Genomic DNA, 22234 nt, shown 5'->3' with positions numbered 1-22234 from the left:
ATTATGCTCCTTATTGACGACCAGTTACACGTAAACCCCATCCCTCGAGGACAGATTCTGCCTCGTTCGGGAAGACCACGCTGGTTTGACCGTTCATACTAAACGCAACTTGATTAGGCTGCGCCGTATCAACGACTTTCACAGTCCAGGTTCCTTTCGCACTCTCGCCATAGAAAGCGTTTGAGCGGAAATGCACCGTTGGCAAGTGAACATAACCTTGAGCAAAGTTGAAGTTGGCATCCAATGCTGGGTAAAGCTGCGCATGATGAGACGCAAGAACCACACTCTTAGTGCCACTTGGCGAAGTCACTTCGATAGCCAAGTCTGAACCCGCAGAGCTTTGAATCAGGCCCGGAATTTCTGGGTGACGGTAATCGGAGCGCATTTCTTCGTTAGCCACTGTGAAGCTAAACTGCATTGCTTCGATAGTATAGTCATCCGCCACTTCGATGCTGTGCGTTGCACCAGCCGCGTTATTATCTGGAACCACTAGGGCTAATGATGCATCATCATTTTGAACACCCGCTGAAAGCCAGTCTGATTGCAGACGCTCGCCTAAATCAACATCATAGTTCAGCGCCATTTTAACCGCTTCACCCGCATTCACACGGCCAAAGCCATAGAAGTTATTGAAGTGGTAACCTGCGGCGTTTTCTACCCAACCTTGGTGAGCGACAAACTCGCCGTTAGCCGTATTGAGCGTAACAGCGGCGTTATCAGCGTCAGTCATGCTCGCCGTTGTCGCCAAAATATGTTGAATGTCGCGAGCGCTTAAATCTGGGTTAGCTTCCATCAGTAGCGCAACCACACCCGCCGTGTTTGGCGCCGCAGATGAGGTACCGCTCATGGAGTTACTGTAGTGACAGCTTGGGTTCATCGGGTGGCCCGGGAAGTCAAAGTTCTTATATCCTTCTAGGAACGACAGTGGCACACCCCATGCTCTCTCTAGGGCATCCATCATCGGCAGTCCCGACGCACCTTGCAAGCAAGTCATTTCGTCCGTAGTGACCATTGCTGGCTCCCAGCTGCCGTCTTCACCGGCAGGGGCCGCAATAAACATAGCACTACCGGCAATAGAATAGCTTGAACGTTCGCCATTGGCTTTCAGTGCCGCCACAGAAACACTGTGTAAGCTACGGTTAGCCTGCGAAACGTTGAGATCAATACAGCTTAGGCCGATGTCATTAACACCTGAAGAACTACAGTAATTGCCGTTGTGGCGGCCTTCTTCGAAGTCGTTACCCGCTGCGTTAATGCTTAAAGCACCTTTGCCATCGCGCAACACATCGCTGGCGTAGGCCATGTTTGCCTCTTCGAACGGGTCCTCTGGTAAGAACGCCGGTGGGTTATAGCCATAGCTACGGTTAAACACTACCTGCTCATGGTTTTGGATACCACTGGCAGGTAAGCCACTGATCAAGGCGCCCATGTGCGCGGCATTTTGGTTGGGAATATCCAGGTAGTTCATGGAGATAATTCCTGCATCAGGGGCCACACCACGACCACCCACACCATTGTGTGCTTTAGCCGCAATGAGACCCGCCACCGCAGTACCATGACGCGATGTTTTATCGCCGGTGATGGTCGGGTTAGTTGGATCGAGGGCGTCATCACGCAGGTTTAAAGAGCGGTGAGCAAGCACGTTATCAGCCAAATCTTCATGGCCAATTTCCACGCCTTGGTCGACCACGACGGCAATACTGCCTTTACCCGTGATCCCCAGTTTATACGCTTCCAATACATTCATGTCCGCACCGGCAGCGCGGCTAGAAACAAACGAATCCTCGAGTTGGGCGAAGTACGCTTCTTGGTCTTGCTCGGCGATGCCATTAAGCACAGCAAGCTGTTCTTTGAAGATATCACTTTGAGCAAAAGCGCGCTGCTCATTGTTGTGTAAGTGCCACTGCTGCGCTGCTAATGGGTCGCCAGTAACATCGCTGATAGTGATGCTGCCAGTCGACGTTTTACCATTGGCGGATACATCGTAATTGATAACAGCAGGCTGTCCTGATAAAGAGGTGTAGATAAACTCTTTGTCTTCGCCAAGTGCTAAAGTGCCGTGTGAGAACGTATAGATACCGTCTTCGGCCGCAACCACCTGGTCTTCGTCATAGAATGTCAGCGTGATAGCATCGCCATCTTGATCGTGAGCAATTAAGGTGCCGGTCACCGGCTGCCATTGTTTCACTCCCTCAAGACTGACTTCCCCAGCTTTCGGTGCAGTATCAACTACAGGTTGATCGTCGCTGTCGCTGCCACCACAACCACTTAATGCGATAAGCATTGCGCTGGTCAAGGCGCTTAATTTTATTTTATTGTTGTTCATTGACCTTCCTTCATTGTGAATGAAGGAACCGAATTTACGCAAATAGGCACATACACTCAATAGAGTATTTACATCTCTTTACAACTAAAGCATGAATTTGTCATATTTTAGTGTAAGAGTTCAAAAAGCCAGCACTTTAAGGTTATTTATTGAACCTCAAGGCAACATTTTCCTACATTAGCGCTTGAATTTTGTTTCTAAAATGACTGATGAATTGGTGCGCTCTACGCCATCCAGGTTGCCAATATCATCAAGCAGGTGACTAAGCTTTTCGAGATTTTGCGCTTGCACTACCGCGATCAGGTCAAACTCGCCACTGATGGCATATAAGTCGGTAATCGCATCTATGTGCTTGAGCTCAATGTTGGTTTTCGTGGTGAGCTTTTGTTTCACCTTAATCGACACATGCGCCGACACCATAGATGATAAATAGGCGTCGCCATACTCCACACTGTAGCCTTTAATAACGCCACTTTCTTCAAGTTTTTGCATCCGGCTTTGCACCGTCGAACGAGATAAATCCAGTGCTCTGGCCAAGTCAGAAATACTGGCGCGAGCATTGGTGCGCAGCAAGGACAACAACTTTTCATCTTGTGGGTTAATCATTTTGCATGCCTTTTTCGTTATTTTGATGGCTATTATAATCAATTTTAACAATATGGCACTGCAAATTGAACTTGATTAACGGCACCATAGGGGCAAGTTTTAATGAATCTAAGCTTGGTGCAACTATGACGAGACCAAGCTCAGTAAAAATAAAGGTGTGTCATGCAAGTAAATCGTGAACTATTTAATGAAGTAATGGTGCCAAACTACAACCCGTCAGCGGTTATTCCGGTAAAAGGGGAAGGCTCTCGCGTTTGGGACCAACAAGGTAATGAATTTATCGATTTCGCCGGCGGCATCGCGGTAAACTGCCTAGGTCATTGTCATCCGGCACTGGTCACTGCATTGAAAGAACAAGGCAGTAAAATCTGGCACCTTGCCAACGTTATGACCAATGAACCGGCTCTGCGCTTAGCGAAAAAACTCACCGACGCAACCTTTGCCGATCAAGTGTATTTTGCCAACTCCGGCGCTGAAGCCAATGAGGCGGCGTTAAAACTGGCTCGTCGTTGGGCGTTGGATAATTTCGGCGAAAAGAAAGCAAAAATCATCGCGTTTAACAAAGGTTTCCATGGCCGTACCTTCTTCACCGTTACCGTGGGTGGCCAAGCCGCTTACTCTGATGGCTTTGGGCCAAAACCGGGTGAGGTAGTTCACTGCGATTATAACGACCTCGAGACTTTTAAATCGTTGATTGACGACGACACGTGTGCGGTGATGATGGAGCCATTGCAAGGTGAAGGTGGGATCATTGCCCCTGATATGGACTTTGTTAAAGGCGTGCGTGAACTGTGCGATAAGCATAATGCGTTACTTATTTTTGATGAAGTTCAAACCGGTGTTGGTCGCACTGGCGAGCTATACGCCTACCAAGGCCTAGGCGTAACACCAGACATCCTTAGCTCAGCGAAAGCACTGGGCGGCGGCTTCCCTATTGGTGCCATGCTTACCACTAAAGAGATTGCCAAACACTTAAAACCGGGCACGCATGGTTCAACCTATGGCGGTAACCCACTGGCCTGTGCGGTCGCTGAAGCAGCATTTGACACGGTAAACACACAGCAAGTGCTAGAAGGGGTGAAAGTTCGTGAACAGCTATTCCGTGACGGTCTCAATGCTATCAATGAAAAGTACAACGTGTTCAGTGAAGTACGTGGTAAAGGCTTGTTATTAGGCGCGGTACTTAACGCCGACTACCAAGGCCGCGCCCGTGATTTCCTTAATGCGAGCGTTGAAAACGGCCTAATGAGCTTAGTCGCAGGCGCCGATGTAGTTCGCTTTACGCCATCGTTGGTGATCCCTGAAGCGGATATCAAAGAAGGGCTAGCGCGCTTCGAAAAAGCCGTTGCTTCGCTGGTTAACGCCTAGTAACCACACGGCTAAGAGCCTACTTATGTTAGTACTTAGACCTATTCGCGGCGATGACTTCGCCGCGCTAAAACAAATCGCCATCGAATCGGGCCATGGTTTTACCTCGCTGCCCGTCGATGACGAGTTGTTACAAGCAAAAATCGAGCGCTCAGAGCGCAGCGTTGACAAGCATGTCAATGGCCCCGGCGATGAGGGCTACTTGTTCGTACTGCAAGACACCGAAAGCGGCGATATTGTCGGCACCACCGGCATTGAGGCGGCAGTCGGTATGAGCGTGCCGCTGTATCATTATCGGCGCTCCACGTCGGTGCATCACAGTCCAAGCTTAGATGTTTACAACCGCGTAGATACTCTGTCGATGTGTAACGATTACACCGGCTGTTCGGAGATCTGCACCTTATTCTTACGTGAGCCGTATCGGCGAGGACTCACTGGTCGCTTCTTATCGCGCATCCGGTTTTTGTTTATGGCCGAACACAGCGACCGTTTTAGCGACACCATCATCGCAGAAATGCGTGGAGTCAGCGACGAGCACGGCCATTCACCTTTTTGGCAATGGTTGCAACAACACTTTTTTAGCATCGAGTTCCCCCAGGCCGACCACTTGGTGGGCTTAGGTGACAAGACCTTTATTAGTGAGTTGATGCCGAAGTACCCCATTTACGTCAACCTTCTCAGTGAAGCGGCCCAAGCGGTCATTGGCCAGGTCCATGACAACACCAAGCCGGCGTTACGACTGCTGCAACGCGAGGGTTTTGAGCACCGTGGCTATGTTGATCTCTTCGACGCCGGGCCAACGGTGGAAGCCAAGCTAGGCAATATCAGCACCGTTCGCCAATCAAAAGTATGCCCTATTCTCATTAAAGAGCAGCTTGAACCGCAGGCTACCACCTGGGCGCTATGTAACGATAAGGTCGCCGATTTTCGCGCTATCTTTAGTGATGCCGTTGAATATTGCGACATCAAGCACCAACTTTATATCAGTGCCGAGGCTGCTGACACTTTAGGCGTCAGCCAAGGTGATTCAGTGCGCTTTTTCGCACTCTCTAGTCGTTAAGGAATGGCTATGAATGTTCAATTTATAAATAACCAATGGCTGGCCGGTGAAGGCCCGCGTTTTGAATCGATCAACCCCGCTACAGACAGCGTTGTTTGGCAAGGCCAAGGCGCCAGCCCAGAGCAGGTCGATGCCGCGATTGCCAGCGCCCGTGCTGCACAATTTGCTTGGTCGCAGAGTGCACTTGATGAGCGTATTGCCGTACTCGAGCGCTTTGTCGAGCAGTTAAAGGCCAATGCCGAAGAGCTCGCCACCACCATCGCCGAAGAAACGGGCAAACCCATTTGGGAAACGCGCACCGAAGTCGGCGCCATGACCGGCAAAGTGGCTATCTCGATTCGCGCTTACAAGGAGCGCACCGGCACGGTAGAAAACCCGATGCCTGGAGCCAAAGCCTTTATTCGTCACAAGCCCCATGGCGTGGTGGCGGTCTTTGGTCCTTATAACTTCCCAGGCCATTTACCCAACGGTCATATTGTACCTGCCTTGTTGGCTGGCAATACCGTGGTATTTAAACCATCAGAGTTAACGCCTAAGGTGGCCGAGCACACTCTCAAACTTTGGCAGCAAGCCGGTTTGCCAGCTGGGGTTATCAACCTAGTACAAGGTGAGATTGAAACCGGTAAGGCTCTGGCCTCACATCAAGACATTGATGGCTTATTCTTTACCGGCAGCTCACAGACTGGGCACTTATTGCACCAACAATTCGGTGGTCATCCGGGCAAAATCTTGGCGCTGGAAATGGGTGGCAATAACCCATTGATTGTCAAAGGTGTCAGCGACATCGACGCCACGGTCCATGACATCGTGCAATCAGCCTTTATTACCTCAGGCCAACGTTGCACTTGCGCTCGCCGCCTATTTATAGAGCAAGGTGAACAGGGTGATGCCATTATCAAGCGTTTACTTGAAGTAACCAGCAACATTAAAATTGCCGACAGCTTCGCCGAAGAGCAGCCATTTATGGGCGCGATGATCAGCAAAAAAGCGGCAGCGGGCATGCGTGCAGCGTACGAGCAACTGCTTGCACAAGGCGCTACTTCCCTACTGGAAATGCAACACCTTGATACAAACACCGGTTTTGTTAGCCCCGGCATTGTTGATGTCACTAACATCGATTTAGCCGATGAAGAGCACTTTGGGCCGCTGTTAAAAGTGTACCGCTACAGTGATTTCGACAGCGCCATCAATGAAGCAAACAATACCTCATATGGTCTATCAGCCGGTCTTTTAGGCGACAGCCAAGCTGATTACGACTACTTTTTAGGACGCATTCGCGCTGGTATCGTTAACTGGAATCGCCCCATCACCGGTGCCTCAAGTGCCGCACCTTTTGGTGGTATTGGCGCCAGTGGTAACCACCGAGCCAGTGCCTATTATGCCGCCGATTACTGTGCCTACCCGGTAGCGTCGGTGGAAGCACCCACGTCTACCTTGCCGGAAAAACTTGCGCCGGGCTTAATACTCTAAAAGAATCAAACGCATCTATGTGTTAAGGAATTATTATGCATAACAATGTAAACACACTATTTGAACACTTGTGGGACAACTACCTTGAAGTGACTCCATCAGCCGTTAAAGTACACGAGCTACTAGGCTCGACTCAACGCGATGACGTTATTAACGACCATATTGCGCTGCGCACCTTTAACTTGCCTAAGGTTGGCTTAGAAAAGCTCGCTGCGCACTTTAAAGCCGTGGGTTACAAAGAGTGTGGCGAGTATCACTTCGAAGCCAAAAAACTCTACGCCAAGCATTTTGAGCACGAAGACCCGACTCAACCTAAAGTGTTTATCTCTGAACTGCTTGTTGAACAGTTCTCAGATGAGCTACAAAAAACCGTTCATGAGATGGTCGATAGCATTGATGAAGACGCCGTCACTGCAGACAACTTCTTATACTCTGGCACCCATTGGGATGTCAGCTATGAGACCTATCAAAAGCTATTGGCAGAAAGTGAATACGCTGCCTGGATGTCGGCTTGGGGTTATCGCGCCAACCACTTTACCGTGAGCATTAACCACTTGGCGCAATTTGATACCATTGAGCAGGTGAACCAAAAGCTTAAGGATGCTGGTTTTAAACTGAATACCTCAGGCGGTGAGATCAAAGGCTCTCCAGAGGTGCTACTAGAGCAGTCATCAACGCTAGCTGACGATGCCAAGGTGGCTTTTTCAGACGGTGAAAAAGCGGTGCCAAGTTGCTTTTATGAGTTTGCTCTGCGCTACTTGAAGCCTGATGGCGAAATCTACACCGGCTTCGTCGCCGCTTCTGCGGATAAGATCTTCGAAAGCACCAACGCCCGTTAAGGGTTAACGGTGCTTGTACTGAGTCTTGCAGTATCCGCGTTCAATACGCGGATCACGCAAGGCTTGGTGTTTACTTTTGCGACCACTAACCCGCGCTCGCCAAAGACGAAAACTCCCCGCCTTTAGTTCACGACGCATCAGTTTTATCACCGCTTGCTCATTGAGACCGTAGAGACGTTCAATGGCCTCAAACGGGGTTCTATCTTCCCACGCCATTTCAATAATACGCGAATGATCGCCAGCACCGCTGCTCATCGTATCTCCTACTCATTGATTACTAATCACCACGCCTATTAGCCATAACGGCAACAAGGCTTATGGTGCAGTTAAACCTTGGCAAAGGCTGGAACGATCACTGTGGCGCACAAAAAAGTTAATCTTCCTTATAAGTATTGCCCGGTGTGTGGCTTGCGCTTTACGTGGCGTAAAAAATGGCGCAACAACTGGCCTTCTGTACGCTATTGTTCGAAGCGCTGCGCAGCTAAAGGCGTAGGCTAAGCACTTTATTATCAAGGTGTTTTCTAGCATACTTGGCGCATATATGCCGCTATTGGATTTTACACTAAGGAAGGGTTGCGCATGGGTGCAAAGCAAGATGTTACTGCCGAGCTACTACCGGATTGGGACCACTATATTGCTAGCGAGCCCAGTCGGGCCCTAGCGGATATTTATCAGCGCGCAGGCGCTCGCAGCCAAGACATTCGCAACTGGTATTGGCGTAGTATTCAATCCAAACGCCGCGCCTCATTAACGGTGCGCATTTTGACTTTCTCTTTGGTTATTCTTGGGGCTTTACTGCCTATTTTTGCCGGTCTATTTGAGCATTATCAACAGCGTCTATACCTAACCCAAGCAGGTGTCGGTGCGCTTGCTCTGGCGGGACTGTTACAAGCGGCAGATCGTATTTTTGGTTGGTCCAGCGGTTGGATCCGCTATATTTCCACGGTGACAGAAATGGAAAGCCTCAGCCGACGCTTTGAGGCCGACTGGTCACAGTATATTTTACACCGCCACCAGCCATTGCAACAGGACGATGTCCGCGCCCTGTTTGATTTGTCGCGCCACTACTTAGCGCGCACCGCGCAATTACAAAAAAGCGAAACTCGGCAATGGGTGTCAGAGTTTGCCACCGGCAATGAATTGCTCGGCGAGCTTATTCAACAATACCAAGCACCGTCGCAGCCAAGCGAATCAATATCTGCGCCGTCAACCACGCAACCGGGTGCCCAACTTGGGGCGGTGAATGTTAAGGTGGAATTTAGCCACAGTCCCTACTGCTACGCCATTGCCATCGACGATGCCACCCCGATACGTTGTTGTGCCCAAACATGGACGCAGCGCCATCTCGCACTGGGCGCACACATCATCAAAATCTATGACGAGCAAGGTAACGAAGTGCTGGCGCAACAAACTTTTTATGTGAGCGCGGCACAGATTGCCGAGCTCACTATTGCCTTGCCGGTACGCTCAACATAGCCTTATTGGGCTGCGTGGGTATTGCTGTGTAGCAAGTGTGGCAACGCTTTGACCTGATAGGCTTTAAAAAGTTGGCCGCCGTTATCTATGATAATATCAATGCTGGGGTGAAACTGCTGTGAAAACACCTGCACATCTGCCGGCGTGGTCCACAAGTTTGACACTACCACCACCACTTTTTTGCCTTGCTCGGCGAGCTTATTCACTCGCTCACGACTCGCTTGACACTGGCGCGCCGTATCCGCCTTGCGCTCTTGCCAGTAACTCTCGCACCATGTGGCGCTAAATAGCACTGCATCTGCCAAAGGGAGCTTTGTTGGTGATGGGTTATTTTCTCGAAGCATCTTGGTTGGCAGTGGCTCAGCGTTGGCTAATGCCGTAAGTGCCTGGGCCAACTGTTCATCGCTTTGATGGCTGCGATAGACTAATTGCCCTTGGCGATTAAACAGCAAATGCAAGGGCGTCCCCTGCAAACCGACCTGGGTTGCTAATTGCTTATGCTCATCCTGAGCAATCGTCATACCCAGTTGAAAACGCTCAACCACCTTGTTAATGGCCTGCGCATCATCGTTCAGGTCGATGTTAACGGCAACGAAGGCTAATTTATCGCCAAAATCTTGATAATGCTGCTGCAATTTTGGCATCTGTTGCATGCACGGGCTGCACCAGCTTGCCCACATTTTTACATACAGAGGCTTCGCGCCCTGCAACTGCGCGAGTGGCACTGAGGTACCGCCTTGCAGCTCTTTTAGCTGAATGTTGTGCAATGGCGTGGCGTGGATGAACCAAGAAACGAATGTAAAGATCAAAAGTATGAAGTATTTCATTGTTGCTACCTAGTTATTGCGATGGCCCTAAATTAGCAATATGCTGGTGGCAAAGCTTGAACAAAACCGACAATGTCATGACCTCGCCCACACGCATATTGAGCAGCCAGTATTATCGTCCTTTAAGCGACTTTGCCCTGCATATAAAGGCCCTGTCTGTAGGTGGTGTGGCCCAGGTATGGCAGGCGCGAACCGGCGCTGAACAGCCCTACTCGCAGCAATTGTTACACGCTGATGCGCGCATGGGCTTGCTCGCAGTTACGCAGGGTCAGGCTTATTTAGGCGAGCAGTTATTAACGCCGGGGCTGTACATCACCGGTTGTCAGCAGCATAGCAAGGTGTTGAGCTGTGCAGCGGGCACTCATTTGCTCGGAGCCCGTTTTCATTTGGCGGCACAGGGCAGTTTCATCAGACAACCCGCCGCAGAGATGGTGAATCAATGTATTCGCACTGATGATATCGACACCGCCCCGCAACTGCACCGCGCCGCGCGATTCAGTGAAGCGCAACCATTTTTTGATCTCATTAAAACCCTGAGCAGCCATTTACCCCGCCAGCAACAAGTGCTCAGTGGCGCCGCGATTGAGGTGTGCACCAACTCCGCCGATTTAGCCGAGCAACTGGGTAAAACCCCGCGCACTATCGAGCGCTACTGCAAACACCACATTGGCATTTCCCTGCGCAGCATTCATAAACTGCAACGAGTGGCCCGCGCCCGCGAGCGCATTAAACATCAGCGCCAAACGTCTTTAACCGAGTTGAGTTATGCTCTAAATTTCGCCGATCAGGCTCACTTTAGCCGTCAGTTTAAACAAGTGGTTGGGCTCAGCCCGCGTGATTATCAACAACTCAAATGGGCTAATCGTTCGGCCTAAAGGGCTGAGCAAACCGCGCGTGTATCAGCGCACTGTGGCCCTGCTTGTCGAGGCCAACACATAAACCATCTTCCGCCAAATACAGTGCTCCGCTATACCTGTCTGTGGCAATGTCAGCGATGTGCGCCATCACAGCATCTCCCCCGTACCGGGCACTGAAATGGGTGAGTATCAGGCTCGGCACCTGGCGCTGTTGGGCATAATCACAAATGCGCTCAACGTCGCTATGGCCAGTGTGAAACCCAACCTTGTGCAAATCTTTGGCGGTGAAAGTCGCCTCATGAACCAATAACTGAACCCCTTCGATAAGCGGGTCTAAGCATTGCGGCTTTTCATTATCGCCACACACCATGACGCTACGCGCTGGCCACGACGGGTAGGTATATTGGGTGGCCGTTAAGGTGCGGCCCTCAAAGGTTACGTTTTCACCACGTTGCAGTTGGTTATAATGGCGGCCTGAGTCGATATGGTGGCGCTTAAGCTGTGCAATATCCAGCTTTAATGGGATGGCATACTCGTCAAAGCGATACGCCTTGCTGGGCACCCGGTGTTGTAGCGCGCAGCTGCGCACTGAGGCCCAAGAGCCGGAGTACTCATCAAGCGCATCATAATCATAGAGCTGCAAGGAAAAGTTCAATTGCCAATCACTGAGCTTAAGAGTGGCACTGACAAAATCCAGCACCTGCTGTGGGGCGATGATGGTAAGCGGCGCTTGGCGGCCACTGAGCCCGGCCGAGGCAAGTAGCCCCGGCAAGCCATAGCAATGGTCGCCGTGTTTATGGGTAATAAAAATTGCTTCAAGGTGATAAAGACTGAGCGTGGTTTTTAATATTTGATGCTGCGTTGCTTCACCACAATCGACCAAATACCAAGGCTTTTTATCCTCTCGAAACACCGCGTAGCCTGAGACATTGCGCGTTGATGTCGGTGTGCCCGAACTACTACCGAGAACCTGGACCTGCATTGTGGCCTCCTTAAACAAATGAAGGTGTTGGTTGATTTTACGCACCTTACCCCCAAAATATAAGTAACGACAGCAACATTGTGAGAACCTCGATGAAAAACGAAATAGACAGTAAGACCCTGCTGCGGGTCTATGAACATATTCAAAAGCATGGTGAGCAAACCGACGAGGGCAAGTTCTATGAGGGGCTCACGGCATTTTCTGATGTTGATGGCTATACCGTCTATCTACAAGGAAGTGGTGTGCTAATGCGCTTTGGTTTTCACAACACATATCACCTCGATTACCAAAGTGATAAGAACAAAGAGGATTTCATCAAAAAAATTGAGGCGATAGCTAAACAAGCTTGATCGCTGCGTCACTGTGCCTGCGTATATCCTTTCATAGCAGTTTAAGGAGATGAATGTGCGCAGGCCTCGAGGTCCAAGAAAGACCCCCAAGACATTACAACACCACAGTGAGCAAGTAGTTGCCGCACTAAAAGCGGACCCGAGTAAGCTCGAACTGATCAAAAATAACTTGGAATATTACCGCCAGCAGCGTCATCTTAAGCGCGGCTTTTTACTAGCCATCGAGCGTTTTGATTGGGTTTTTAGCGCGCACAGCGATGTCGATGAAATCTGCGACGCACTGCTGCGCGACGATTATATTGGCAAACGCTTACGCCGTTATCCCCTGCTCTACAAAGGGGTATTGGATGATTAGCTTGGTGTGGTTAAAGCGCGATTTGCGCATTAATGACCATGCCCCTATTCATTTTGCCGCGCAAAGCATGCGCCCGGTGCTGTGTCTGTACGTTATTGAGCCCGAATATTGGTGCCTTGATGACACCAGCGAGCGCCAGTTTCGTTTTATTGCTCAAGCATTGCACTCCCTGGCAACTCAACTTGAGCGTATCGGCGGTCGGTTATTAGTGCGGCGCGGAGAGGTGTGCGACATTTTAGCGCGCATCCATCAACATGCGCCTATCCATACCCTGTATAGCCACCAGGAAACCGGCAACTCGTGGACGTATAGCCGAGATAATCAGGTGTTTTCATGGTGTCGCGAGCGCAGCATTGCCATTGCCACCTATCGCCAACAGGCGGTATTTCGTGGCGCGATAGAACGCGATCATTGGCAAACAAAGGCGCAGCACTGGCTCAAGCAACCACAATTAGAAAGCCCCACACACTTAACGAGTTTGCTTGGCCATCATGACGGTTTAGCATTACTTGATCACTATCCGGGCAACGATAACCTTATTGCCAGCGGTGCCCAGCATGGCGCCCACGCCTGTGCCTTGGCCACCCAGCAAAGCTTTTTAGCAACGCGCATGCACTACTATCGCGGCGGTATTTCTTCTGTCCTCAGTGCCCCCACCCGGTGCTCTCGTTTAAGCCCTTACCTCGCCTATGGCGTGATCAGCCTACGCGAAAGTATCCAGAGCCTGGGGGCTATCAAAGGCGCCGCAGGCCATAAACGGGCAGTATTGGCCCGTATGCATTGGCACAGTCATTTTGTGCAAAAGCTGGAGTCAGAGCCGAGCTATTGTGAACACGCAGTGCACCGCGACCTTATTCATTTACGCGCCGAGCAGTTTGACGAGCAGCAGTTTTTAGCCTGGTGCCAAGGGCAAACGGGTGTGCCTTTTATCGACGCCTGTATGCGTTTTTTGCATCACTATGGTTGGATTAACTTTCGTATGCGCGCCATGCTTATTGCCTATGCCAGTTACCAACTCTGGTTAGATTGGCTCCAACCAGCGGCGTTTTTGGCAGCGCAGTTTGTTGACTACGAACCTGGTATTCATTATCCCCAAGTGCAAATGCAATCGGGCTGCACCGGTATCAATCCGTGGCGAATGTATAACCCGGTGACACAAGGACAAAAATACGACCCACACGGTCATTTTATTCGTCGCTGGCTGCCCGAGCTGAACAAGGTGCCTAGCGCCTATGTGCACACCCCGTGGTTATACAATGGCCTCAGTCATGACACCTACCCGCGTCCGAGTGTGCTACCGGACATTGCCCTGCGACAAGCCAAAGCGCGCATTTCCGATTACTACCAGCGCCATGTCAATAGCCGCGAGACAGCGCGCGTGGGCCACCAACATGGCTCCCGTAAACGCCAGCCAAAGGCAACAAGTAAAACAAAATCAAGCAAACAGCTGGGGCTATTTTGATCTCTTAGCACTGTTGGTGCGTAACAATTATTGCTTTTCCCTAAAGCATTATGCCCCTGAGCGGGCAAGCAGAGGTGCCCACCTCTGCTTTTTTTTGGCTATCCATCGCGCGCTGCTCGGCTTTGACCGATAAACGATGACCGCCGCGCGCAATAATGGTATCTTTTGCGCCATTTGTGACTCCAAGGACAATAACAGGTATGAGTAAAGCAGTCTCATCTGACATGCCAGAACAACAAAAGGGGTGGTTTAATCGCTTTCTAGCAACGGTCGAGTTTCTCGGCAACCTGCTGCCTCACCCTATCACTCTATTCGCACTTTTTTGTGTCGCCATTGTGGTTATCAGCGGCATAGCCGACTGGGCCGGCCTAAGCGCCATAGACCCACGCCCTGAGGGCGCTAAAGGACGCGATCCAGATGGTGTTATCGAAGTCGTGAGCCTATTTAGTGCCGAAGGCTTGCGCCGCATTTTTGAAGGGTTAGTGACTAACTTTACCGGGTTTGCGCCGCTAGGCACAGTATTAGTGGCCTTACTAGGGGTGAGCGTTGCTGAGCATTCTGGACTACTGTCAGCAGCCATGCGTGGCATGGTCATGGGCGCCTCTAAACGGTTAGTGACGTTTATGGTGGTGTTTGCTGCGATATTGTCAAATACCGCATCTGAGCTCGGTTATGTGGTACTTATTCCGCTGGCAGCAATGATTTTCCACAGCCTTGGACGCCATCCTTTAGCCGGTTTAGCGGCAGCGTTTGCTGGGGTTTCCGGTGGCTACAGCGCCAACCTTTTATTGGGCACCATTGACCCATTGTTAGCAGGGATCACCACCCCAGCGGCACAAATGATTGACCCTGACTACCAAGTGGGCGCTGAGGCCAACTATTACTTTATGTTTGTATCGGTGTTCATGATTGCCATTTTGGGCACTTGGGTCACGGAAAAAATTGTCGAGCCACGCTTGGGTAAGTATGACCCCAGTGAAGCCAGCATTGATTTGGGCGAAAATAAAATCGACCACCTGAGCAAAAAAGAAAAAACAGGCCTCAAATGGGCAGGTCTTTCGTTTGTACTTATTGGTGTAATTTTAGCGTTCACCATTATCCCCGATGACGGTATCTTGCGTCATCAAGAGACCGGCGAAGTAAAAGGTTCACCGTTCTTAGAGGGCATTGTGGTGATCATTTTTATCACCTTTGCTATTCCTGGGTTTGTTTACGGCCGAGTGGTCGGCTCAATGAAAAATGACCGCGATATTATTGATGCCATGAGCAAAAGTATGGGCTCGATGGGCATGTATATCGTTCTGGTGTTTTTCGCTGCGCAGTTTGTCGCCTTCTTCAAATGGACCAACCTCGGGACTATCTTAGCGGTGAATGGCGCTGCCTTGTTGCAAGCGCTTAATCTAACCGGGCCAGAGGTGTTTGTGTTCTTTATTCTTATGTGTGCCATGGTGAACTTGAGTCTCGGTTCATCATCAGCGCAATGGGCAGTAACCGCGCCTATCTTCGTTCCTATGCTGATGCTTATTGGTTATGCCCCGGAAACAATCCAAGCCGCTTACCGTATTGGCGACTCGGTGACTAACCTTATCACCCCGATGATGAGTTACTTCGGTCTCATACTTGCGGTTGCCACCAAGTATAAAAAGAATATGGGGATTGGCACCTTAGTCGCGACCATGCTGCCTTACAGTATGTTGTTCTTTATTGGCTGGGTATGTTTGTTCTACTTATGGGTGTTTGTGCTTGGTATGCCAGTAGGCCCAGGCTCGCCCACCTACTATCAACCTTAAATAAGAAAAGCCGGCCTTCATGCCGGCTTTTTTGTATTTGCCCACATAAATTCAAGGCACATTACCTTTGGCGTACGCAGCTGAGGATGTTGAACAACGTTGCATACAAAAATCTCGTATGAGGTCACGTTATGATTCGAAGTGAATAGCACAGTTAGAGGAAAGTCAGAAACAAAATAACGCGAGCATTTTACTGAGCAAAAATCGCTCTCATTTTTATATATCAAAGTTGGAAATAAATACTCTGTTAAGATATCCAACATCAGATTACTTCAATCGCATAAGTGCTAACCTCCACCTCTCCATTCCTTTGAAAATATACAAAACTGTATATTAAAACAGTTGTAGCGCAGTCGCTCACATAGTCAAGAAAACGAGCAATAGCTATTTTTAATAATACTGGCAATGAGTTAACTAGTCTGTTAAAAATATATCATTCAGAAAAGTGAACTGTAGCGTAGTAGAAAAACGCGCAATTCGCTCGCTATAAACATGTTATACCCAGTTGAACGAAAAGAGGGAGCCTCCGTTTGCTCTACAAGTACCTCCCACCTGAAAGAGCTGATGTGCTCCAGGCTATGAGAATTCGGTTTACTTCAGTGGTTTCACTGAATGACCCTTTCGAGTGCCTGCTCAAAGTTGGTGAGAATGACTATCAGCTATCCCCAAAGGATGCAGTAAACAGCGTAAACTTTGTCTCCTTGTCGAGAAATCACAAAAACCTTTTGATGTGGGCTCACTATGCTGATTGCCACAAAGGATTTGTAGTCGCCTTTCATCGGAACCACAGTTTCTTTCGGAACTCCAATTCGGTTCGTTACAGAAGACTCCGCTCGGATCTCAACGGTGCCTCGCCCAACAGCCTCACTCTAGAAAATGTTACGAAATCCATAACACTCGAAAAGGCGGTGGACTGGGCATACGAGGAGGAAGAAAGGCTGTTTCTTGAAGATGTCCCAGAAGACTTAGTGTCTGTGGGCATAGACCACTGGCAACAGCCCATCCTTCTCAACTCACTACCTAAAGATAGCTTAGCCGCAGTCTATCTCGGCCTCAGGGCGAGTGATGAATTGATTGATCGCATCAAGCGGGCATTATCCGAAAACGGAATCAGAATTCCGGTTTATCGCGCGAAAACAAACCTTGGAGAATTCTCGTTAACATTCGATGAAGTAAAAGAGTTTGCTGACCAAACTCCTGAGGAAAGCCGATGACAAAAAGGCACCTCCTGTTGAGCAAAAATGAATGGTATAACCAGGCAATGCACCGGATGCCAAACCCTTCGCTTCGCTGCGGTTTTGCCACCGTTGATGGCGAGCGTTACTAAACTTAATTTGGCAACGGAGATAAGGAGATATTTATGCCAAAAATCTACGAGTACCTTGGATTGATATTGTTTTTCTATAGCAATGAGCACGAACCCATTCATATCCATGCAAAGTATCAAGGCAAAGAATCAAAAGCCGAGATTCATATGCTCAGCGGTCGAATACAAAAGATCGTCATCAAAGATAAAGGGACTGGCCTAGACTCGAAAAAGCGCAAGGAATTCGAAGAGTTTGTAAATGCCTATGCTGAGGATATTGTGAACAAATGGGTAGATTACTTCGTGAAGAAAAAGCATATCAGCCCGCAGATTATTAACCAAAAGGTGAAAAATGTCCGAATTATCAGTGGTTGATACAAGACACCTTACTGGCCATATCCTGGAAATAACATTCAACGATGGCCATAGGTCTGTAGTCGATTTTGCTCCTTTCATTTTTAGTGTCGGGCATCCCGACTATGAACCGTACAAGAACGTCGATAAATTTCTTACTTTCGAAATTGAGGACGGCAATCTCAACTGGGACGACTATACGATGATCTTCCCTGTTGAAGACCTGTATTCAAATCGAATTGTTAGGGGTCGTTAAGGCGTTTTATAACAAGGTGTTATAGCAATTTAGTCGTTACGCTCCTTTGGGGCTGCCGCACACGGCGCGGTAACCCCTAGATACAGCGTTACCGAATAATAACCTAACTTGTTTCTGTCCAAAAACGAGTTTAGCTGACCGTCAGCTCTCTTATGAACTAACTCACTTAGATGCAAAAATCAGCGGCGTAATGCAGCTGTTTTTTTATTGCTCTAATGAAATATGGACATGACTATTAGTTGGTTAGGCATCACATGCCTAAATGGCTACTTTCTACCTTTGTTTAGACGTTTCCAACTTTATTAAGCATCCACAGCAGCGAAAGCAAAGACAATCTAGGCTCAAATGGTGCACTGTGCTAGGGTTAGTTTTTAATATTCGCCATGGAGGCTTGTTCAGTGCGTACACCTCGCAAACTTGCTGCCCACTATCGGGCCATCGTTAGCAGCATTGGCTTCTACCCTGCTATTATCATCACCTTGCTGTTGTGTCTGGCGATGCTTTTGGCGAGCATCGAATATCATGAGCTGGTGATGGCCTTAAAATCGCAGTGGCCGATGTTGTTTGTTGCTGATTTAGACACCGCTAAAACGGTGCTTAACATTCTCGCCGGTGGTCTCATCTCGTTGACGGTGTTTAGTTTTTCTATGGTGATGGTGGTACTTAATAACGCCTCATCCACCCTCTCGCCTCGGGTATTACCCGGACTCATTACCATGAAGTCGCACCAGTATGTGCTGGGGGTGTACTTAGGCAGTATTGTCTTTACTTTGGTCACCTTGATGAATATCCACGCCGAAAATGGCGATACCCAGCCGCCATCCCTGGGCACCTTTATAGCCTTGATGCTCGGGCTGTACGCCTTAGCGCTATTTGTATTTTTCATTCATTCCATTTCCCGCTCCATACAAGTAGACAATGTGCTTAACACACTGTTTTCGCAAACTCAGCAACAACTGCAAGCTATCGCTCAAGCACAACAGCCCGACATCGCGAAAAGACGCCCTGACTATACCCAGTGGTATCATATAAAAAGCCCTCAAGCTGGCTACTTTAAAGGTGTACATACACAACAATTAAGTAAAATCTTGGCACAACATGACCTTGAACTGGTGGTTGAGATTGAGCCTGGCTTTTTTTGTGTCGAAGGCTTTCCCTACTTAGCGGTGAATAAAGATATCAGCGATGACAGTGAACTTTGTGAGCAAATTTGTAAGTGCAGTGTTTTTTATATTGAAGAGTATATTGGCGACCATTACAGTTACGGCATTCGCCAAATTGCTGAAATCGCCATTAAAGCGTTAAGCCCAGGGATAAACGACCCCGGCACCGCTGTTAAAGCGGTAGACATGTTGAGTATTTTAATTATCACTCGCCTGCGCATTGCCGATCACAATTACACCTTGGCGCACAGCGAGGAAGAAGCGGCCCCTAGATTGTGGTTCTATGAGCCCAGTATCGCTACTTTGTTAGAAGGTAACTTTGACCCGATTCGCCACTACGGGCGCGAAGACACCACCATTTTGGTGAACCTTCTTGAGGCACTAAAGAACATTCTGTTTGTGTGCGATGGTAATAAGGCTTACGTCGATGCTTTGTATCGCTATGTGCAAGCCACCGTATTCGATGCTGAGCACAACATCACTAACCCCTATGAACGAAAGCGTATTGATGAGATGCTTGAACGTGTCAATGAAGTCGCGAAGCGGCGCGGTGATGATGTCCATTTAGCATTATCACCGCAACAACAAAGCTAAAGCTGCCAAGCGTAGCTGATTTTAGTAAAAAATGTACGCTCAGTGCGTTGCAGCTCATCCAGTGAGTCATCTTGATAACCGCTGTCGGAATAGCCGAGATAGAATACCGACTGCGGATTCATTTTGTAGGAATACACCACCTGCGAGCCAAAATCGCGATTGCGCTTATGCACTTGCGAGTAAAGGTAGGCTTGCTGGTTGCGGTCTATATCTTCAAACTGCCAGATGACCTTAAGCATGCTGCGAATATTGAATTTATAGTAAAGTCGCAAGTCCCACTGCTGGGCACGATAAACGGATTGCTCATCAACATCGAGCTCACTGTAATTGTAATTCACTTTGAGCTGCAAATGTTGGTTCACATCCCAGCTCAGGGAGTTTTCAATATCGGCTCCCTCACCAAGGCGAGCATTGCTGTAGTCGATACGTGAACCGTAATCGGCATAAAGCACATAGGTTAAATCTTGATGCGGGCGAATAGAGAACTGCACATAGCCATTATTTTGGATAAAGTATTCGCCGTAATAAAGCTCTTCGCTATGCCACATACCAAGCTCGTAAGTAGAGACCAAGGGGCCTTCAGCATATAGATAGCCTTCAAATTCTTGCTCAAGTAAATCGCCATCTAAATCAAAGCTTTTATCCCACTCTAAATCATATTGCCACTTAGTGATGCGGGCGCCATCGTCACCGTACCAGGTTTGCCCGCCACCGAGCACGTACTCGCGAAAATCAGCTTTAGGCTGATAGCCCATATCGGCGCGATAGTCTTCATCAATCTGTTGATACTCGCCACGCAAGTTGTAATCACGCTTCGTGCGCTCAAGCGCCAAACTAATTGCCTTGCCGGACTGGTTAGCGGCAACGTCCCAATTTTCGACAAACAGCGCGCTATTATCGGTGTCAGCATAAGACAGTCCGTAGTTAAAGGAGTCGCTGGCATTAAGGGCATAGGTGCCATCGAGGGCTGCGACGGTATTATGATAATCTCCCCCTTGGCGCTGCGTAAGCGTCACCCCTACGCCACTGCGCTGTCCCCAGTCATAACGGTAACGTGCCACCGCATTGGTGACATCATCTTGCAGTTGCGCCAGTGATGAGCCTTGATTACCCGGCAATAAAACAGAGGGGTTGGCATCATCGGCGACTAACGTGGCATAGGTATGCGCGCCCTGCTTGCCGGTGACTTTCACACCATAATCCGGCTCGGCGATGGTGCGGCTGTAAAATAACTCTTGCTGGTTGGTGCGAAAATACGAGGAACCATCCAAGAAAAACGGTCTTTTTTCGGCGTAATACAACGAAAAGTTGGTGTTTACATCGAGCTGCACAGCGTCAGCTTCGACCTGCGAAAAGTCTGGGTTAACCGTGGCATTAAGCAAGGTTTCATCATTGATACGCCAACGTAAATCGGCGCCCACTTCAACATCAACATCGCCACTTAGCCAATCACCGGGAACCTGCTCTTTACTGTCGTGGCGGCTAGCACTGATATGCGGCGTAAACAACACATCACGATGCTCAGTGCGATTGGCAAGCCCGGTGAGTTTATCAAACTGGCAAAAACTGCATTTTATATCAAGATCAAAGCCGACATTAGACAAGCGATAGAACACGTCCCGTGGGTAATTACGTGCAATGGAAATGCCCCACGTGATAGGTTCATTTGTTTTTGGCAGGTTTAATACCGTCAGGGGTATTTTCATTTCGACCACATACCCATCGCTATGAATTTGCGCGGCGCTGTACCAAATGGCATCCCAACTGGGGTCTTCAACCCAGGTATCAAAGTCGGTTGCGAGAATATCGCCTTGAGCACCATAGGCATTAACGAAAAACTCAAAGGCATTGCGCTCATCATTCAGGCTATCGATGATGATACCGACGTTGTCGTCCTGCCATAACTCATCTCGGTCTCGCAAGGCTCCGCGAATGGCCTCTGGGTTAGGGTCCTTGGCATCGATGCCTAAATATAGGAATTGACCATCATCGAATAAGTAGGCGGTTGTATTGACTGGAGAGGCAGCGCGTTCAAGGGGCTCATTCTGAGTGTTAACAGCGATTTGCGTGGCATTTTCCCACACATGCTCGTCAAGATTACCATCGAGTTTTACTTGCTCTTGCAGGTGTGCCAGTGCAAATTGTTTTGCTGGAGGGTATGCAACAACCGTTGCGCTGAAAAGGCTGCAACACGCAGCCAATAATAACACGAAGCGCGCCATAAACGTCCTTATTGGTACTACACCACTGTCTGCGTGGTAATTTTACTTTATGTTAACAAACAAAAAACAAATTACCACCCCTGTGCGGTGAACTTTGTACCTTTTTTCATTTATAGCGCGTGGGCTGTCGTGTACGGTTTTATAGCTTAACTAACGTGCCCTTAAGAGCCACACCGGCCATTAAAAAGCCAGCCCCACACTCAAATTGTTCACTGCTTTTAAATTCACGTTTTTTATAGTATGACTCAATGCCCACGACGGCATTCATGCCTTCGCGCTGAGCGCGCTCTTGCAGTGCTTTAAGCGCACTGAGCATCACCCACTCACACGCTTCTTTGTCTGATTTATTAAAGGCATTGGTTTTCTTATTGGTCATCACCTCACCGAAGGTCTCTTTCGCCGCGCTGTGTGGTTGATCGGCAAAGTAAAGGGGCACATCCAATAGCGCATCCTTGGCTTTCGTGGTCGCTAACAAGTCGGCAATAGAGTACTTGCCGATATCATCTCGAGCCGCCACACTGTGCGATGTTGCGGCCACAAGCGCTGCCATTAATAAATATTTTTTCATTTG

General features: G+C 49.0%; 21 protein-coding genes. 14 read left to right on the top strand and 7 right to left on the bottom strand.

Translation table 11 applies throughout. The annotated features are described in order from the left end of the window. Positions 1-10: 10 nt before the first annotated feature. Complete coding sequence (locus tag MHM94_RS00475; protein WP_235418281.1) at positions 11-2326, bottom strand: S8 family serine peptidase; 2316 nt, start codon at positions 2324-2326, stop codon at positions 11-13. Positions 2327-2503: 177 nt separating this feature from the next. Continuing rightward, complete coding sequence (locus tag MHM94_RS00470) at positions 2504-2932, bottom strand: Lrp/AsnC family transcriptional regulator (RefSeq protein WP_235418280.1); 429 nt, start codon at positions 2930-2932, stop codon at positions 2504-2506. Between the two features lie 162 nt (positions 2933-3094). On the opposite strand from MHM94_RS00470, the gene MHM94_RS00465 reads away from it, so the two are divergent. From MHM94_RS00465 to MHM94_RS00450, 4 genes are read left to right on the top strand one after another with little or no spacing between them, the layout of a single operon-like run. After that, a complete protein-coding gene (locus MHM94_RS00465) occupies positions 3095-4300 on the top strand; it encodes an aspartate aminotransferase family protein (RefSeq protein ID WP_045979944.1) in 1206 nt (401 codons plus the stop codon). A 25-nt stretch (positions 4301-4325) separates the two neighbouring features. Beyond that, the gene (astA, locus tag MHM94_RS00460) at positions 4326-5360 is read left to right on the top strand and encodes an arginine N-succinyltransferase (protein WP_045979943.1); all 1035 of its coding nucleotides are present in this window, start codon (positions 4326-4328) and stop codon (positions 5358-5360) included. A gap of 3 nt (positions 5361-5363) precedes the next feature. After that, the gene (astD, locus tag MHM94_RS00455) at positions 5364-6830 is read left to right on the top strand and encodes a succinylglutamate-semialdehyde dehydrogenase (protein ID WP_235418279.1); all 1467 of its coding nucleotides are present in this window, start codon (positions 5364-5366) and stop codon (positions 6828-6830) included. 35 nt (positions 6831-6865) lie between these two features. Beyond that, positions 6866-7669, top strand: a complete 804-nt coding sequence (locus MHM94_RS00450; RefSeq protein WP_022945492.1) for a DUF1338 domain-containing protein — start codon at positions 6866-6868, stop codon at positions 7667-7669. Positions 7670-7672: 3 nt separating this feature from the next. Here MHM94_RS00450 and MHM94_RS00445 read toward each other — a convergent pair whose 3' ends face one another. Further along, complete coding sequence (locus tag MHM94_RS00445; protein ID WP_235418278.1) at positions 7673-7924, bottom strand: TIGR03643 family protein; 252 nt, start codon at positions 7922-7924, stop codon at positions 7673-7675. A gap of 102 nt (positions 7925-8026) precedes the next feature. On the opposite strand from MHM94_RS00445, the gene MHM94_RS00440 reads away from it, so the two are divergent. Together MHM94_RS00440 and MHM94_RS00435 are read left to right on the top strand one after the other, a co-directional pair. Continuing rightward, positions 8027-8167: a DUF2256 domain-containing protein gene (locus MHM94_RS00440; protein WP_081604432.1), complete on the top strand. Its 141-nt coding sequence runs from the start codon at positions 8027-8029 to the stop codon at positions 8165-8167. Between the two features lie 81 nt (positions 8168-8248). Continuing rightward, positions 8249-9145 (top strand): DUF4231 domain-containing protein, encoded by an 897-nt coding sequence (locus tag MHM94_RS00435; protein WP_235418277.1) that lies wholly within the window; start codon positions 8249-8251, stop codon positions 9143-9145. A gap of 2 nt (positions 9146-9147) precedes the next feature. Here the strand turns inward: MHM94_RS00435 and MHM94_RS00430 are convergent, their stop codons facing one another. Next, positions 9148-9972: a redoxin domain-containing protein gene (locus MHM94_RS00430; protein WP_235418276.1), complete on the bottom strand. Its 825-nt coding sequence runs from the start codon at positions 9970-9972 to the stop codon at positions 9148-9150. A gap of 56 nt (positions 9973-10028) precedes the next feature. Between MHM94_RS00430 and MHM94_RS00425 the strand changes: the two genes are divergently transcribed. Further along, entirely contained in the window at positions 10029-10847 is an 819-nt protein-coding gene (locus tag MHM94_RS00425) for a helix-turn-helix domain-containing protein (RefSeq protein ID WP_235418275.1), read from the top strand. Here the strand turns inward: MHM94_RS00425 and MHM94_RS00420 are convergent. After that, on the bottom strand, positions 10831-11811 hold the full coding sequence (locus tag MHM94_RS00420; protein WP_235418274.1) for an MBL fold metallo-hydrolase: 981 nt from the start codon (positions 11809-11811) through the stop codon (positions 10831-10833). The genes MHM94_RS00425 and MHM94_RS00420 overlap by 17 nt on opposite strands. Positions 11812-11903: 92 nt before the next feature. Here MHM94_RS00420 and MHM94_RS00415 point away from each other — a divergent pair, with 92 nt between their 5' ends. The 7 genes from MHM94_RS00415 to MHM94_RS00385 all read left to right on the top strand — a co-directional run bounded on the left by MHM94_RS00415 (position 11904) and on the right by MHM94_RS00385 (position 19441). Further along, complete coding sequence (locus MHM94_RS00415; RefSeq protein WP_022943876.1) at positions 11904-12161, top strand: DUF3081 domain-containing protein; 258 nt, start codon at positions 11904-11906, stop codon at positions 12159-12161. Between the two features lie 49 nt (positions 12162-12210). After that, entirely contained in the window at positions 12211-12516 is a 306-nt protein-coding gene (locus MHM94_RS00410) for a hypothetical protein (protein ID WP_235418273.1), read from the top strand. Then, the gene (locus MHM94_RS00405) at positions 12509-13978 is read left to right on the top strand and encodes an FAD-binding domain-containing protein (RefSeq protein WP_235418272.1); all 1470 of its coding nucleotides are present in this window, start codon (positions 12509-12511) and stop codon (positions 13976-13978) included. Before MHM94_RS00410 ends, MHM94_RS00405 begins: the two co-directional genes overlap by 8 nt. A gap of 200 nt (positions 13979-14178) precedes the next feature. Continuing rightward, a complete protein-coding gene (locus tag MHM94_RS00400) occupies positions 14179-15768 on the top strand; it encodes an AbgT family transporter (protein WP_026110962.1) in 1590 nt (529 codons plus the stop codon). Between the two features lie 530 nt (positions 15769-16298). Then, positions 16299-16982 (top strand): DUF2971 domain-containing protein, encoded by a 684-nt coding sequence (locus MHM94_RS00395; protein WP_235418271.1) that lies wholly within the window; start codon positions 16299-16301, stop codon positions 16980-16982. Positions 16983-17128: 146 nt separating this feature from the next. Beyond that, positions 17129-17449 carry a DUF4160 domain-containing protein gene (locus MHM94_RS00390; RefSeq protein ID WP_045979932.1) on the top strand — a complete coding sequence of 107 codons (321 nt, stop codon included), beginning with the start codon at positions 17129-17131 and terminating at the stop codon, positions 17447-17449. Positions 17450-18082: 633 nt separating this feature from the next. Next, positions 18083-19441 carry a DUF2254 domain-containing protein gene (locus MHM94_RS00385; RefSeq protein WP_235418270.1) on the top strand — a complete coding sequence of 453 codons (1359 nt, stop codon included), beginning with the start codon at positions 18083-18085 and terminating at the stop codon, positions 19439-19441. Here MHM94_RS00385 and MHM94_RS00380 read toward each other — a convergent pair. After that, positions 19438-21663: a DUF5916 domain-containing protein gene (locus MHM94_RS00380; protein WP_235418269.1), complete on the bottom strand. Its 2226-nt coding sequence runs from the start codon at positions 21661-21663 to the stop codon at positions 19438-19440. The two genes, MHM94_RS00385 and MHM94_RS00380, sit on opposite strands and share 4 nt — an antisense overlap. A 139-nt stretch (positions 21664-21802) precedes the next feature. Beyond that, positions 21803-22231 carry an excinuclease ABC subunit A gene (locus tag MHM94_RS00375; protein ID WP_022943864.1) on the bottom strand — a complete coding sequence of 143 codons (429 nt, stop codon included), beginning with the start codon at positions 22229-22231 and terminating at the stop codon, positions 21803-21805. Between the last annotated feature and the right edge of the window lie 3 nt (positions 22232-22234).

Origin of the sequence: Pseudoalteromonas sp. CNAT2-18.1, from assembly GCF_022347865.1 — a bacterium.
GTDB classification, from domain to species: Bacteria; Pseudomonadota; Gammaproteobacteria; order Enterobacterales; family Alteromonadaceae; genus Pseudoalteromonas; species Pseudoalteromonas ruthenica.
This window is presented reverse-complemented; position numbering and strand designations above follow the sequence as displayed.

Excerpts from the sequence above, each read along its gene's own strand:
- MHM94_RS00410 (WP_235418273.1), top strand. The coding sequence starts at position 12,211 with ATGAATGTGCGCAGGCCTCGAGGTCCAAGAAAGACCCCCAAGACATTA.
- MHM94_RS00400 (WP_026110962.1), top strand. The coding sequence starts at position 14,179 with ATGAGTAAAGCAGTCTCATCTGACATGCCAGAACAACAAAAGGGGTGG.
- astA (WP_045979943.1), top strand. The coding sequence starts at position 4,326 with ATGTTAGTACTTAGACCTATTCGCGGCGATGACTTCGCCGCGCTAAAA.
- MHM94_RS00420 (WP_235418274.1), bottom strand. The coding sequence starts at position 11,811 with ATGCAGGTCCAGGTTCTCGGTAGTAGTTCGGGCACACCGACATCAACG.
- MHM94_RS00445 (WP_235418278.1), bottom strand. The coding sequence starts at position 7,924 with ATGAGCAGCGGTGCTGGCGATCATTCGCGTATTATTGAAATGGCGTGG.
- MHM94_RS00470 (WP_235418280.1), bottom strand. The coding sequence starts at position 2,932 with ATGATTAACCCACAAGATGAAAAGTTGTTGTCCTTGCTGCGCACCAAT.
- MHM94_RS00380 (WP_235418269.1), bottom strand. The coding sequence starts at position 21,663 with ATGGCGCGCTTCGTGTTATTATTGGCTGCGTGTTGCAGCCTTTTCAGC.
- MHM94_RS00435 (WP_235418277.1), top strand. The coding sequence starts at position 8,249 with ATGGGTGCAAAGCAAGATGTTACTGCCGAGCTACTACCGGATTGGGAC.
- MHM94_RS00430 (WP_235418276.1), bottom strand. The coding sequence starts at position 9,972 with ATGAAATACTTCATACTTTTGATCTTTACATTCGTTTCTTGGTTCATC.
- astD (WP_235418279.1), top strand. The coding sequence starts at position 5,364 with ATGGCTATGAATGTTCAATTTATAAATAACCAATGGCTGGCCGGTGAA.
- MHM94_RS00390 (WP_045979932.1), top strand. The coding sequence starts at position 17,129 with ATGCCAAAAATCTACGAGTACCTTGGATTGATATTGTTTTTCTATAGC.
- MHM94_RS00405 (WP_235418272.1), top strand. The coding sequence starts at position 12,509 with ATGATTAGCTTGGTGTGGTTAAAGCGCGATTTGCGCATTAATGACCAT.
- MHM94_RS00465 (WP_045979944.1), top strand. The coding sequence starts at position 3,095 with ATGCAAGTAAATCGTGAACTATTTAATGAAGTAATGGTGCCAAACTAC.
- MHM94_RS00415 (WP_022943876.1), top strand. The coding sequence starts at position 11,904 with ATGAAAAACGAAATAGACAGTAAGACCCTGCTGCGGGTCTATGAACAT.
- MHM94_RS00375 (WP_022943864.1), bottom strand. The coding sequence starts at position 22,231 with ATGAAAAAATATTTATTAATGGCAGCGCTTGTGGCCGCAACATCGCAC.
- MHM94_RS00475 (WP_235418281.1), bottom strand. The coding sequence starts at position 2,326 with ATGAACAACAATAAAATAAAATTAAGCGCCTTGACCAGCGCAATGCTT.
- MHM94_RS00450 (WP_022945492.1), top strand. The coding sequence starts at position 6,866 with ATGCATAACAATGTAAACACACTATTTGAACACTTGTGGGACAACTAC.